We start from the raw sequence: 14318 nt of genomic DNA on the forward strand, positions 1-14318 counted from the left end.
CTCATTTCTGAAGCATATCATGAGTTAAAATCTCATTTTTTGTTTCAAATCACACTGATATCTATCCACGAGGCAGAAGAAACTACTTACAAAATTCCGTATTGTAGAATTGCTGTCTTAAAATCAGGAAAAAACGCTCGTGGTTCCCATTAGAGATAATAATCCGACAAAAATCACCCCTTATGTAACTTATGGGTTGATTGCTGTCAATGTCCTCGCTTTTCTTTATGAAGCAAATCTTCCCCCACAAGCATTAAATGGATTTTTACGCCTTGCGGCTGTAGTTCCACGAGAACTGACTTTAAGTTTTGCGGGTATCTCTGTACATCAACCAGTACCAGAGTGGGCAACTTTAATTACCTCACAATTTTTGCACGGTGGTTTCTTACACTTAGCTGGCAATATGTTGTTTCTCTGGATTTTTGGCAACAACGTTGAAGATAAGTTAGGTCATGCCAAATATTTACTGTTTTATTTATCTTGCGGTGTTTTGGCATCTTTGACCCAGTGGTTCTTCGCTCAAGATTCTAGCATTCCTTCTTTGGGTGCAAGTGGTGCGATCGCAGGTGTTATGGGTGCATACATTCTCCGCTTTCCCAACGCCGAAGTCCTTGGGGTTGTACCTTTAGGGTTTTTCTTCCCAACTTTCCGTGTCCCCGCATATTTCTTTTTAGGATTCTGGTTTCTCGAACAAGCCTTTTACGGACTTACTAGCCTCGAAGCACGTACTAACATCGGTATGGAAAGTGGCGGTATTGCCTACTGGGCCCATGCCGGCGGGTTTATCTTCGGGGCAATTCTCGGCCCACTGTTGGGTTTATTTAGTGATAAATCCCAGGAAGAATCTTGGTACAAGTAATTTTTAATAGTATCGTTTTTACCCTCAATTATGCTGATTGATTAAATAGGTGAAATTGTTTAACCTTCGCAACTGCTAGCCTTACAAGCTATATTGCAGTTAGTCAATAATTTAGGAAAAACACCTGTGTTTCCCCTTTACGATGAAAATCCGACGCGAATTACCCCGTATTTCACCTATGGGTTAATTGGCATGAATGTTTTAGTTTTTATTCACGAGGTGAGCCTGTCACATGCACAATTGAGTCAGTTTTTAAGTGAGTATGCAGTAGTACCTCAAGAGTTAACCACCAATTTGAATGGAGAGTGGATAACGTTATTTACGTCGCAATTTTTACATGGTGGTTGGTGGCACTTAATCTCAAATATGGTGTTTCTCTGGGTTTTTGGCAACAATATTGAAGATCGATTGGGTCATGCCAAATATCTGATTTTTTATTTGGCGTGTGGTGCTTTAGCTGCCTTGTGCCAATGGTTTATTGGGATGAATTCTGAGATTCCTTCTTTGGGGGCAAGTGGTGCAATTTCTGGGATTCTAGGTGCGTACATTATCCGCTTTCCCCACGCTCAAGTCATGACTTTAATATTTTTGGGGTTTTTCATCACCACAATCAGAGTCCCAGCACTAGTAATAATTGGACTTTTCATTGTGCAAAATGTAATTTCCGGTCTTGCTACCCTGCAAACAGCCGCTAACATGAGCGTGGAAACTGGTGGAGTTGCCTATTGGGCGCACATCGGTGGTTTTGTATTTGGGGTAATTCTTGCTCCCTTATTTGGCTTGTTTCGACGCGACTAAATACAGCATTTGCTGAAACTCGTAGCACAAAAATTGTTACCTTTCAATTCTCTGCGAGACGATTCTCTTTCAGAGACGCTAAAGCGAACGCCAACGCCAATGCGATAGTCTGCGTTAAAATTTACACATTTGAAACTATTAGTTTTTGTTGGCACTCGCGGAAACTTCTTCTGACTGTTCTACCTCAGATGTAAATGTTGGTGATTTTGCAACTTCTTCAGGTACAGAAACGATGATATCAGCACCATTGATAATTGCTCCCAATAACCCTAGTTCAGATTCAACCAATTGATCGATAGCTTCACCGAGCATATTCTCTTGCGTATAGTTTGGTCGCGCCACCAGTACGATCCCATCGCTGTAGGGTTGAATTAACAATGGGTCATTGGATATGCTGAGGGGACTAGTATCTAAAATGACTAAATCAAACCGTTCGCGGACATCTTCTATCAGCCGCCGCATTTCGCTGGATTCAAGAATAGCAGCGGATTGCCGTACTGGGCCTGGGCTGGGAAGAATGTATAAATTTTCTACATCAGGAACTAAACGAATACATTCACTCAAATTAGCGTAATAACGTAGGGGTTCAATAGTGGCTTCAGGGTCAGGAATTACTTTTAAAGATGTACAACGGGAAGGCGATCGCAAATCTGTTTCGATAATTAAGGTTCTTTTACCAGCACGAGCGGAAGCAACACCCAAATTATAAGCACTTGCCGTTTTCCCCTCTAGGCTACTGGTGCTAGTAATCAATACTACCTTTAAGTTTTTACCACCAATCCGGCGCATATTACTACGGAATTTCTCATAAAATTCTAAATAAGGAGAATCTTGGGAAAATACTACCGGTACTGCATCTGGCTCCAAATCATCAACTGGCATTAAAGGCAATTCTCCCAACAGTGCCACTTCTCGTTGCTTGAGGCTCTCGCGAATATCCTCCCTGGTTTTGAAAGTCCCTTCCAGCGCTCCCAACAAAAATATCACTCCGCCACCAATCAATACACCTAAGAAACCACCCACAGCCAGGGTAATAGGCACACTCTTCGGAGGTTTGGGATCGACAGTGACTGCGGGGCGTCTGGCAATACTGAGGCTGCTAGTAGTTTCTGCCTCTGCGGTTTTCGCATCGGTTAGCTTCACCTGCATTTGGTCATAGATGGCTTTTTTGAGTCCAACCTCCTGTTCTAAACGCGATCGCTCTAATTGCTTATTGGGTATCAGAGCATACTCTCGCCGGAGCCGCGCTTCTAGTTGGATTTCTTGAGCTAGTTGTTGTTGTAGTGTCTCCCGTTGGGTTTGTAAAGACACCATTTGGTTTGCCAATTGCTGGCGTGTTGGATCTAAGCTGCTTTGAGTGCGAATACCTGCAACGCTACCCTGAAGCGGAGCCGCCGTTCCACCACCACCTAAAACTTCAGCAGCACGTTGTTGGAGTAATTCCTCAGCAGCTTGTTTCTGACGCATTAACTGCACCATCGTTGGATGTTCCGGCCGCAAATCTTTTCTAAGTACAGCGATTTGCGATTCACTTTGATAAATTTGCGCTCGTAAGTTCCCAATAATTGGATCGGCACTCAAAGCAGAAGAAACATAAGCTTGTCCGACTGTTAAGCCTAACTTATTTTGTAAACTGCGAACTTGACCATCAACCCCAGAAATAGTTAATTGAATTTGCCGTTGGAGATTTTGGCTGGCAGTAATGGCGCTTAATAAGCTGCCATTCTCTGCGGCTAAGATTGCTGTTCGCTCGACGCGATCGTACTGTTCCAGCTTCTTTTCAGCAATTTGCAATTCCCGTTTAGCTTGTGGTGTGCGATCGTTAATCTTTTGAATAATTGCTTGTAAGCGCCCAGTATTGATGTCACTGCTCAACTTGATCATTGCTTGCATCAATTCTGTCAATACTTGTATGCCTCGTTTGGCGTCACTATCTACATATTTAAGTTCAAAGGTAGAAGATTCTAATTCTCCACTCTTAGCATTTTTTTTAGGTAGAGCAAGAGCAAGACTTGCACCGAGTTGTTTCGGTTTGACACCGACTTTCTCAGCCACACCTGCAATTATCTGGTTTGATAGTAAAACTTCCTCATTTAGTTCCTTCCCTTGCTGTTGGATTTCATTACCAGTTGCAGAGAAAGAAACTGGTGGCCCACTATAAGTAAGTGCCCCAGATGCTATATAGCTAGTAGGTGGCTCTGGTTGCATAGCTACCACAGTTGAGCCAGCAACAACTAAACCAAAACTAGCTAGTCCAATCCATTTATATTTATCAAAAGCAATCAGATAGCGTTTAACAATTGGTGGGGTCATGGTCGCTTCGCTCCAATTCAAAATTTAAAATACAAAATTCAAAATTTAGGAAGCACCAAACAAAGATAGTGGCTTTGATACAAGTATGCTATCAACTTCCTACTGTATATATCGGTTGATATCTTTAAGACTTTTCCATTAATAAATTCAAATATTCAGTTAGAGATGTGGTTTTTTACACTCCAAACTATTTCTAGGTTGTATCCTTCTTTAATGTTACTAATTCGAGCCACCACCGATGTTGTCAAAAAACCGGAGAAAAGATTGAACATTGAAGAAAGGTTGGGTAATGGTGGTCAAGAAATTAGTAATTCTACCAATGAGGTTCCGACCAACAACAATAACATCGTTATCTTGAAGTGCTACATTTTGCGACGCATCACCGCCTAGAGCTTTTTTAGCATCAAGTTTTTGGGTAACAGCTTTGCCTCGTTCCGAATCAAAGCGAACCAAAGCGATATCTCTTAGATTAGCAGTGTCTAGATTTACACCTCCCAAAGCATCTACAAATGTACTACCGTTAGGCAGTGCTTGAATGGAAAGACCACCCGCAGCGTAATTTAAAACTCGGACTCTAATCTGTGGTGTAGCCAAGGATGAACGTGCTACTAAATTGCGGTCATAACCATCCTCACTACCAACTTCACGACGGGGTACGAGTATCGCATCTCCGTCTTGTAAGCGTAAATTCGGGATTGAACCGCCATTTTGCAGTGCTACGTATAAATCAATCGTTTGTGAAATCACAGAACCATCGATTAACTTTCGGCGTACTTGCACTTGTCGCAGGTCTGCATTCAACGTTGAACCACCAGATACTAGCAAAGCATCAGCAACACGAGGTGTTGGTGAATTAATTGGATAAATTCCTGGTCGAAATATTTCCCCACTAATGGTAACTTGAACTGGTCGCGTTCCTGCCAAGGATACTACCACGATTGGATCTGGGAAAAAGCGACTCAAGCCCAGGCGAATTTTTTCTTGAGCTTCTTCTAGAGTTAAACCTTTTAATGACACCGTTCCCACTTGTGGCACGATGATGTTGCCTTCTGGACTAATTACAGCCTGAAAACTGAGGTCTGGACGCTGCGTTACTAAGGCTAAAACTATGATTGGATCGACGACATAACGATTTAAACCCAAGCGAATTTTTTCTTGAGCTTCTTCTAGGGTTAAACCTTGTAAAGAAACTGTTCCCAATAACGGCACCGCAATATTACCTTCTGGGTTGATTAAAGCTTGAAAGCTTAAATCTGGAAAGCGCTGAACCGAAACGCTAATTCCATCCCCTATGCCTAAGCGGTACGGGCCGGGAGGACGCTGAAGCACAACACCAATTGCATCTCCTGGCCCCAAGAGGTAGCGACTGAGTTGCGGAGAAATTTCTTCATTTACACCACTAGGTGCAACTTCATTAACTGGCACAGGCGAGGGGAATAGGTTTGGTGATTGTCCTTGAGATGGAAAAGGCTGGGCGACAACAAGTTGGATAGGTGTTGTTAAGAAAACTCCTACTTGAAGACTGACAAAACACAAGGCGCTGAATCCACGCATATAATAACTAGCATCTATGAACATTGGTGCAGAAAATATTTAGATAGAAATTAGTCGCGCCGAGTGGTTATTTTACTCTAAAAATGCCTTCAATGTCTCTTTTACCTACAAGTATTTACCAAGAAAAAGAGAATAATTTTGCTAAATTTAATTTCTAACTTGATGTTGTTAACATCATTTTAGATGAGTTTCAGCCTGAACACAATTTATAGAGATACTCTTGATAAATCTCTGCGCAAGGGCATCAAAACAGACCCTACAAAGGGCCTGCCATTAATGCAGCTTGAACTGTTTCCCCAATAGACTGAGCTAAAGACCAAGATGTTTCTACCTGCCCCAAAGGTTCCATTGGAATCAGAATGCTCACGCCAACCCAAGGAGTGCGTTGCTTGCGCCATTGTGCTAGTTGATCTGCCAAGAACCAGTGAAAAGGTGATGGATTTCCCCCGTCTGGCATCGCATACCATTGCAAAACAGCGAAGGTTTGCTGTGGTGTGGAGGCGCGAAAGAATCTAGCTTCTACTTTAGTTTCGACATTAGAAGCCAACTTTGCAGATGGTTTCACAGTAAATTTGGCAGAACGAGATTGAGCTATATCCCACTTTCCCCAGCGTGACCTTCCCCAGCCGTTAACATCTGTCCACTCTACCTCTGGTTGATCCATAGGCCCATTTTGTGGCAATAAAAGCAGGATTGCCTGGGATTCGGAACCTTCTTTTTTAACTACCTGCAAAGACCAATTATGTTCACCAATTTGCTGTTCTGCTTGTTCAATGGTTTGCCAACCAGGAAGGGTTAACCCAGTCTTGCGAATCTGTTTTAATTCGTGGAGGGTAGGAACAGGGGGCGGCTGTTTCCATTGCCAGTGTCCTGTCAGATATCCGGGAACCCCCGCCATTGCTAGCAGCAGTAGCAATAATAAAAGTGCTGCTACCTGAGTCAATTGGTTTTCCTTGAAAAATTTAGAGAAGGAAATCATCAGTAAAATTTGCAATACTTAGGCAAAATCTTACTTTATAAAATCACATTGTGAGTTCAGTAATATTTAGGACTTACGTATAAATGATGAAAGATTAAAAGAGTTAGGAGGGGAGAGTGAAGAACAGGGGAGAAGTTGCAGAAAATTTTCCCCTCTGCTCCTGTGCCAATGCCCAATGCCCAATGCCCAATGCCCAATGCCCAATAGTTCTAAGTTTCTGCCTCTTGCTCAGTTTCTAGAGATGCTGAAAAATAGGTATTAATCCAATTCAGTAAGGGCACTAGTGACACCAACATACAAGCAGAGTAGAGATCGCCACCCCAACCTTCATGCAGCCATTTAAAAGCCGCTTCTTGACCCGTGCCGTGAAAGAAAGTCAGTAAAGTATTACGAATGATGTTGGCAGTAACACTAACGATCGCAGCAAGAGATAAAAACGATATAGTTGTCCGCCGTGAAGACAAAGCATCTGTCCAATAAAGCAGCATCAAGCCCACGTAGAGAGTCGTAAACAACATTTTCAGCCCTGCACAATAGGGAGCAACTTCTACAATCCGTCCTCCCACGTAAAGATTGATCTCATCTACGGTTACTTCCATCCCAAATTGATTTAGTATGAAGCCTGCTGTGCCAGCGATGAAGCTTTGGAGAGGCAAAGTATAGGGAGCAATGAGATAAGGTAATGCTGTTGGGGTTGCTAAAAATACTAGTAGTAGAGGGAATCCTTGTAATCGCAAACCTGCTATTCCCTTAAACCACAGGCATAATCCGATTAATATCACGGGCAAAGAAAGGTTAACCCACTCTGTAACACCGCTAAGATAAAAAATTGCCCCTAATAACAATAAAACAGCGCCCAAAGGATTGATCGTATCTGGCAAACGTTTCCACTTTTTCCGGTTCATCCAACCCAGATAAGCCGCAAATGGTAGACCAATAATTCCGTGGCTGAAATATTCGTGTTCTGTACTGATATTTTTGTGCAGCCAACCATCCAACCAGTGTAGCAATATTGGAGCATAAAGCAGCAGCAAAACGCCTAAAATAGCTATATTTAACAAGCCTGATGCGTTTATATTTTTAACCTGTTGCTGGAGTGCCATGATTTTCAGTATTAGTCATTGGTCATTGGTCATTAGTCATTGGTCATTAGTCATTGGTCATTTGCAAAGGATAAATGAGAAAAGACAAATGACAAAGGACAAAGGACAAAGAACAAATTAAGTATGAATTAACTTCAGGCTACCACGCTGCCCAGGTCGGCAGTAGATAGATTATCTGCCTGATAACTTGTTGAGACTGCATTGGCGATCGCTGCTACAACTTCTTTGACTTGGCTACTACTTAAACCAGGATACATCGGTAATGATAATATTTGCTTTGACAACTTTTCTGCTTGGGGAAAATCTCCCAGTTGATAGCCTAAGTTGGTGAATGCTGGCTGAAGATGACAAGGAATTGGGTAGTGAATACCAGTTTGAATCCCCGCTGCTGTGAGTTTTTCCTGGAGTTGCTGGCGTTCTATTGGGCATGAATCATCTACTTTAATCACATAAAGATGATAAACGTGTCCTGTATCACTTTGATTTTCTATAGGGATAATCCCAGCAGTTGCCAAAGGTGCTAGTTCATTATCATACTGCTGGGCAATATTTAGGCGATCGCGATTCCACTGCGGCAAATATGGAAGTTTTTTGTGCAAAATTGCTGCTTGCAAAGTATCCAAGCGGCTATTCGTACCTGGTTCAGTATGAAAATACTTTTGCGATGCACCATAATTTCGCAAGCGTACCATCTTCTGGGCTACATCTGAATCTCGTGTCAGCAGCATTCCCCCATCCCCAAATGCTCCCAAATTTTTGCTGGGATAGAAACTAAAAGCTGCTGCTATTCCTATTGAACCAGCGTAATATCCGTCTCTTTGGGCCAGATGTGCTTGGGCGGCATCTTCAAAAATTAGTAGTTTGTAGGTATCAGCAAAGTTCACTAGATCGCGTGGTGATACCATCTGACCATAGAGATGCACAGGGATAATTGCTTTAGTCTGAGGCGTAATTGCCTTTACTGCGGCTTCTAAATCAATTAAAGCAGTTTGGCGATCGCAATCTACCAAAATTGGCTTGGCGCCAGCACGTAGCACCCCAATTAAGGTGGCGACAAAAGTATTTGCGGGTAAAATCACTTCATCGCCAGCACCAATATTACACGCTTGTAATCCCAGAGCGATCGCATCTGTTCCTGATGCCACACCAACTCCATAAGCCGTACCAGATACTGCCGCAAATGCTGCTTCAAAATCTGAAAGTGCTTGTCCTAAAATAAAATCTCCCCGTTCCAATACAGATTGGATTGCATCTTGCAATTGCGTTTGAATTGGTTCATGTTGTAACTTTAGGTCTACAAAAGGAACTCTAATAGTCATTTTATTCATTATCAGTCGTCCTCAAAAAATGTTTCTTCACATGGAAAAAATAGAAAACCTTGTACAATTTTCGGCATGAAATTGTCGTAGATTTAATCTATTTGGATAAAGGCTTAGATCGATTATTTAGTCGGTTATGGTTTTCAAAATCACGCCCTCTTAATTTGAGTGCCCGAAGTTGCCATCGGACTTCTCTCAAAATTCAAAAAGTTCAGAAACTGGGCTTTTCAATAATTTGGTAGTTTGCTAATCCGTAGGGATATGGTTAGCCTATTTAGGTCATCTTGCACTAGGATTATCATCTCTGGGTGCTAGTTGTTATCAGTAAAATGTCTATATTTTATTACATCAACATCTATTTTTTTAAGTAAATTTACCTTGAATATTCCAGTCAAAATTTTCCCTTATATAGATAAAGAATGATAGCCCCTTTGTATTGTATCCTTAGCATTAGCTTACCCTGGCTGAATTCAAATCTAACGCAGTCTGATTGGAAAATCTCAAGCGATAAAGACTACATCAGTGCTAAATAAAGAACATTCAGCACCAGTAACTAGTAACTAGCAGACACCACATCTTGGCTTAATGCAAGGGAGAAAAAATTTTTGCCCTAAATTTGTTTGTCAGAGGCAAAATTAGGGAATGCTTAAAAATAGCAATTGATAACCTAGAAATAGGACTTGGATCAATTAACACGATAGAGAAATTATTAAGGTAGCAGTGGCAATGATAGAGCCTGAAAACAAATTATTTGCCCTAAAGGATGGTTGGGATTCTCATGAATCAAGAGAACAGCAACGCCTCAAAGCTTTGTCCGATTTAGGTTTGCGGCAACCAGAAACGATTCCGGTTTTTGAAGAAGCCACACAGACTGCTGCCCACTTTTTGGAAGCACCAATTTCGATATTGGGATTTGTGGATCAAGAACGCCATTGGTTCAAATCGGCGATAGGCTTATCTAGACTAGGACTAATGAATCATTTGGCACAAAGCCGCCAACTACTACGCCGGGAATCATTTTGCACTCAGGTAGTAGACAGCTTTCAAGTATTTGTAATTAATGATACGCATAAACTTACCGATCCAGTACTTGCTGGCAGCAAGTTAGTGCAAGATTATGGTATTCGTGCTTACTTAGGAGCGCCATTAATTGATGCTGAGGGACATTGTTTAGGTGCATTAGCGGTGATGGATTTAGTCCCGCGCAATTTTACAACCCGAGATATTGAGTTTTTACAAATCATTGCTCGTTGGAGTATGAGTGAATTTGAACGTAATAGACTCCTGCAAGGGAAACTCGAATCAACCGCTGCCAAGAACGTTCCGATATTTTCACTGAATGAGGAACGTAACACTGATATTAAAATCACTGCATCCGCTCAAGATAACGACTCTGTTTCTACTAAGCAACTGAAGCTAGAACTTTTGAGTCAGCTAACTCAGGAATTACGCACGCCCCTAACGTCTGTACTCGGTATGGCTAGTGTTTTAGGACGTGAGATTTATGGGCCTTTGACGACTAAGCAGAGAGAATATTTGGAAATTATCCAACACAGTGGTCGGTACTTACTTTCCTTAGTAAACGAAATTACCGAACTAGGAGCGATGGACGAAAACTCAACTGTACTAAATCTAGCTCCCGTGGATATTGAAATGCTATGCCAACAAGCTATCAATACCCTAGAAGAAGTAGCTAATCGCCGCGAGCAAGATATTCGCCTGTCTATAGAACCAGGCCGCAATCGCATTTGGCCTTTAGATAAAGACAAGGTGCGGCAAATGCTTTATCATCTGGTTTTCAGTGTGATTCAACTTTCGGCTACAGGTAGCATTGTTCGCATTCATGTTTCTTATAAAGAAGATACGCTCAACATTACTATTTGGGTTTCTCATCCCTGGTTAGGGGATGGCATAACAGAGGTCGATCCTTACTTCCGTCTCAATTCTTTGTCGCTGCTGGAGCTTACAGGTGAGATCGCAACTTACAATACTCATACAGAAAGACAAGAACAACTAGATACTTCATCAGTAGCAGTGGAAAATTCCAAAAACTTGAGTGATTCCCACTCAAACTTCTTTGCTAATAGTTCAGGTATAAATTTAGCTAAATCACATGGAAGTCTTTCTCGTGAAAGTTTAGGCCTATTACTAAGTTGTCAACTGGCAGAATTGCACGGTGGACATATTTTGATTCAAGGTTCACCAGAATCAGGATATCGTTATGTGCTTTCTTTGCCACTGCAACTAGCGACTTCCTCACAAGCAATTAGCGATGTCTAATTGTGGGGATTGAAGAAGGTGGGCCCCCCTCTGGGGATAAGGGGTAATGGAGATTGGGAAAGACGTATTTTCTATTTAGATTTGATTAATTCTCTGTGTGCTTCTGCGCTTACCTATGCCTTTTAATTTCAACCCTCAATTCGCCACTATTTTACATCAAGCTGTACTCAGTATATGAAGAACTATTCTTAACTTTCTATTGGCTGATGGCTAGGAATAAGAGCGCTATCGCGTGATGTGCAATTTCTGTTATTACCTTTTTATAGCTATAGGCATTATGATCGATTCCAAGTTCTGCGTCGGCAGGCTAATCGATCGCAATGTTTTTTATGAATTTAGTCTGGCAACGATTTACTCTATCAACTTTACCGCTCAAAGAATATCTTGCTACCAGTTATGTACACCGCTCTCTGGTGGGATTGCTAAGTTCTTGGCGGCAAACTAGCGTCTTGCTTCAATGGGGAGATGCGATCGCAGCGGCTTTACTCAGCTTAATATATGCTCTAGCACCTTTTGCTTCGAGTACATTGGTGGGTTTTTTGCTGGTGGCTTGTGTCGGATTTTGGCTGTTGTTGACTATATCTGATGAAGTAACACCAGCAAATGTCTCGTCGTCAGTCACTCCCATTCACTTACTGGTATTGCTCTACTGGGGAGTTGCCGCAGTCGCTACAGCATTATCACCAGTGAAAAAGGCGGCACTTAACGATTTGGGAACCTTGACCTTGTATTTGCTACTATTTACCCTTTGTGCCAGGGTCTTAAGGTCGCCTCGCCTCCGTTCTTGGATTATCATCCTTTATCTGCACGTATCGTTAATTGTTAGTGTATACGGGTTGCGGCAATGGTTTTTTGGAGCCACAGCATTGGCAACTTGGGTCGATCCAGAATCTCCTATGTCTAAGACTACAAGAGTCTACAGTTATTTAGGCAATCCCAACTTATTGGCTGGATATCTATTACCAGCAGTAATTTTTAGCTTAGTGGCAATTTTTGCATGGCAAAGCTGGCCTAAAAAAGCCCTTGCATTAACTATGCTAATTGTCAATAGTTCTTGCCTAATTCTGACTTTTAGTCGTGGTGGTTGGATTGGACTAGTGGTAGCAGTTTTAGCTGTGATGGCATTGCTAGTTTTTTGGAAAAGCGTGGAAATGCCTCGTTTTTGGCGTACTTGGTCAATACCGATTGTTTTAGGAGGTTTGATCGGCGTATTGGTTCTAGCAGTGATATTTGTAGAGCCGGTGCGGCTGCGAGTGTTTAGTATTTTTGCCGACCGTAAGGATAGCAGTAATAATTTTCGCCGAAATGTGTGGGATGCTGTATTTGAAATGATTCGCGATCGCCCGATTTTCGGCATTGGGCCTGGTCACAACTCTTTTAATAAAGTTTATCCCCTTTACCAACGCCCTCGTTACACTGCTTTGAGCGCCTATTCGATATTATTTGAAGTGACTGTAGAAACTGGCTTTGTTGGTTTAGCTTGTTTTCTCTGGCTGTTAATTGTCACATTTAATACCGCATTTTTACAAGTGCAACGATTGCGACAAATCAGAAGTGTAGAGGGATTTTGGTTAATTGGGGCGATCGCTATTTTGTTGGGTATGCTAGCTCATGGCACCGTAGATACTGTCTGGTATCGTCCTGAAGTAAATACCCTCTGGTGGCTGATCGTTGCCTTAATTGCCAGCTACTGGACACCTTTAGCTCAAAACCAGACAAATACAACTAACTCAGATCCAGCAATAAATTAACATAAATAAATTGTCAGTTGTTTTCTTACCGGACAACTGACAACTTTTGAATTGTTTAATCTCTGTAAGTAGTAGCACTTGGAGCATTAGGGTCGCGATAAGCTACAGATTCGCGATCGTTCTTTTTGCCAGCCAACCCGCCTAGACCGAGTAAACCAAGCAATCCTAGCCAACCCCAATCAAAATCGTTGCGATTGTCAGTAGTCGTTGTTGGAGCAGTAGTAGTAGTAGTACTAGCTCCAGTGTCATTAGTTGTCTGAGCTTGTGCAGATAAAGTTAAAGGTAAAATTCCCATACTCAAGGTGAGAACGCCAGCGCCAACAGCGGTAATGAAATTACTTTTCATAGTTGTGAAAGTTCCTGATGCTATTTGAAGTCACTCACCACTGTATCGAGTCTTAACTTTAACAAAATCAATCTGCGGCTATAAACTCGGCATTTTCATAACTCACGCTGTAGACATACAGCATGGTTTTCACAGCAGTCTGTTTCTCATTCTTGCTGTGGTAGTTTAGCAACATTGAATCCTCAATAACTTTTCATGGCCCGTTGAATGTCACGCTGGTCTTGGCGTCGTTTCAGGTCTTCTCGTTTATCGTGGAGCTTTTTACCTTTGCCAAGAGCTATACTGACTTTTAGCCAGCCTCGTTTGAGATACATTTTCAAAGGGATTAAAGTTAAACCCTGCTGTTCAACTTTGCCAATTAGCTTACGGAGTTCTTGACGATGCAATAGAAGCTTGCGTGTACGCCGTGGTTCATGATTAAAATATTGTCCACTAGCGTTGTAAGGCGAGATATGCACATTGATCAACCATGCTTCACCATTGCGAAGCAAAGCATAGCCATCTTGGAGATTGACTTTACCCGCACGAATCGACTTTACCTCTGTTCCTGTCAACTCAATTCCAGCTTCGTAAGTTTCTAGAATTTCATACAAATAACGGGCTTGACGGTTGTCGCAAATAACTTTGTAACCTTCGTTCTTGTCGCTCATTGATAATTTTGTGTGCTTTAAATGTACCTAAAAAATTATTTGGATTGGCTTGTGAATTATACGGTGTATCTTAGAACCGCTATAAATGGTGAACTGTATATCACTAATTTAGCTTTTATAAGTTCACAATTAAGGTTTTCTGGCAATTTTAAGTTAGCTGATACCGATTACCTCTAAGATTTCATAGAACAAGTTGCTTGAGCAACTTGTCTCACTAAGCCTGATTTTGTGCAGTTTCACAAATAAGACTTACACATCAAGTAAAGGCAATACCTTGTGGTAAGCCGATTCTCTAGGAAAAACTCCGTGTAACTTGCTTCTTGGCCTTTACATGAATTGTCTCTACAGAAAATCAAGATTTTCACT

Annotated in this window: 11 protein-coding genes; 4 read left to right on the plus strand and 7 right to left on the minus strand. The window is 41.8% G+C overall.

The features are described from left to right. Positions 1-139 precede the first annotated feature (139 nt). Both RM049_RS34045 and RM049_RS34050 read left to right on the plus strand, forming a co-directional pair. Positions 140-859 (plus strand): rhomboid family intramembrane serine protease, encoded by a 720-nt coding sequence (locus RM049_RS34045; protein ID WP_322673872.1) that lies wholly within the window; start codon positions 140-142, stop codon positions 857-859. Positions 860-985: 126 nt separating this feature from the next. Then, the gene (locus RM049_RS34050; RefSeq protein ID WP_322707346.1) at positions 986-1657 is read left to right on the plus strand and encodes a rhomboid family intramembrane serine protease; all 672 of its coding nucleotides are present in this window, start codon (positions 986-988) and stop codon (positions 1655-1657) included. Between the two features lie 138 nt (positions 1658-1795). On the opposite strand, the gene RM049_RS34055 is transcribed toward RM049_RS34050, so the two are convergent. The 5 genes from RM049_RS34055 to RM049_RS34075 all read right to left on the minus strand — a co-directional run bounded on the left by RM049_RS34055 (position 1796) and on the right by RM049_RS34075 (position 8925). Continuing rightward, entirely contained in the window at positions 1796-3970 is a 2175-nt protein-coding gene (locus RM049_RS34055) for a polysaccharide biosynthesis tyrosine autokinase (RefSeq protein WP_322690792.1), read from the minus strand. Positions 3971-4189: 219 nt separating this feature from the next. Further along, positions 4190-5548 carry a polysaccharide biosynthesis/export family protein gene (locus RM049_RS34060; RefSeq protein WP_322707347.1) on the minus strand — a complete coding sequence of 453 codons (1359 nt, stop codon included), beginning with the start codon at positions 5546-5548 and terminating at the stop codon, positions 4190-4192. A 232-nt stretch (positions 5549-5780) separates the two neighbouring features. Further along, a complete protein-coding gene (locus tag RM049_RS34065) occupies positions 5781-6503 on the minus strand; it encodes a cyanoexosortase B system-associated protein (RefSeq protein WP_322690794.1) in 723 nt (240 codons plus the stop codon). A 209-nt stretch (positions 6504-6712) separates the two neighbouring features. Beyond that, entirely contained in the window at positions 6713-7606 is an 894-nt protein-coding gene (crtB, locus tag RM049_RS34070) for a cyanoexosortase B (protein ID WP_322690795.1), read from the minus strand. 134 nt (positions 7607-7740) lie between these two features. Beyond that, positions 7741-8925: a DegT/DnrJ/EryC1/StrS aminotransferase family protein gene (locus RM049_RS34075; RefSeq protein ID WP_322707348.1), complete on the minus strand. Its 1185-nt coding sequence runs from the start codon at positions 8923-8925 to the stop codon at positions 7741-7743. Positions 8926-9651: 726 nt separating this feature from the next. Between RM049_RS34075 and RM049_RS34080 the strand changes: the two genes are divergently transcribed. Both RM049_RS34080 and RM049_RS34085 read left to right on the plus strand, forming a co-directional pair. Then, positions 9652-11205: a GAF domain-containing sensor histidine kinase gene (locus tag RM049_RS34080; RefSeq protein ID WP_322707349.1), complete on the plus strand. Its 1554-nt coding sequence runs from the start codon at positions 9652-9654 to the stop codon at positions 11203-11205. A gap of 329 nt (positions 11206-11534) precedes the next feature. Further along, positions 11535-12956, plus strand: a complete 1422-nt coding sequence (locus RM049_RS34085; RefSeq protein WP_322707350.1) for an IctB family putative bicarbonate transporter — start codon at positions 11535-11537, stop codon at positions 12954-12956. 55 nt (positions 12957-13011) lie between these two features. Here the strand turns inward: RM049_RS34085 and RM049_RS34090 are convergent, their stop codons facing one another. Together RM049_RS34090 and smpB are read right to left on the minus strand one after the other, a co-directional pair. Next, complete coding sequence (locus RM049_RS34090) at positions 13012-13302, minus strand: WGxxGxxG family protein (protein WP_322673864.1); 291 nt, start codon at positions 13300-13302, stop codon at positions 13012-13014. 182 nt (positions 13303-13484) lie between these two features. Next, positions 13485-13952, minus strand: coding sequence for an SsrA-binding protein SmpB (smpB, locus tag RM049_RS34095; RefSeq protein WP_094349892.1), 468 nt, complete (start codon positions 13950-13952; stop codon positions 13485-13487). Between the last annotated feature and the right edge of the window lie 366 nt (positions 13953-14318).

It is taken from the genome of Nostoc sp. DedQUE04 (genome assembly GCF_034530995.1).
Lineage (GTDB): Bacteria > Cyanobacteriota > Cyanobacteriia > Cyanobacteriales > Nostocaceae > Nostoc.

Coding starts and splice junctions, on each gene's coding strand:
- RM049_RS34055 (WP_322690792.1), bottom strand. CDS start 3,970: ATGACCCCACCAATTGTTAAACGCTATCTGATTGCTTTTGATAAATAT.
- RM049_RS34085 (WP_322707350.1), top strand. CDS start 11,535: ATGAATTTAGTCTGGCAACGATTTACTCTATCAACTTTACCGCTCAAA.
- crtB (WP_322690795.1), bottom strand. CDS start 7,606: ATGGCACTCCAGCAACAGGTTAAAAATATAAACGCATCAGGCTTGTTA.
- RM049_RS34090 (WP_322673864.1), bottom strand. CDS start 13,302: ATGAAAAGTAATTTCATTACCGCTGTTGGCGCTGGCGTTCTCACCTTG.
- RM049_RS34080 (WP_322707349.1), top strand. CDS start 9,652: ATGATAGAGCCTGAAAACAAATTATTTGCCCTAAAGGATGGTTGGGAT.
- RM049_RS34065 (WP_322690794.1), bottom strand. CDS start 6,503: ATGATTTCCTTCTCTAAATTTTTCAAGGAAAACCAATTGACTCAGGTA.
- smpB (WP_094349892.1), bottom strand. CDS start 13,952: ATGAGCGACAAGAACGAAGGTTACAAAGTTATTTGCGACAACCGTCAA.
- RM049_RS34060 (WP_322707347.1), bottom strand. CDS start 5,548: ATGTTCATAGATGCTAGTTATTATATGCGTGGATTCAGCGCCTTGTGT.
- RM049_RS34075 (WP_322707348.1), bottom strand. CDS start 8,925: ATGACTATTAGAGTTCCTTTTGTAGACCTAAAGTTACAACATGAACCA.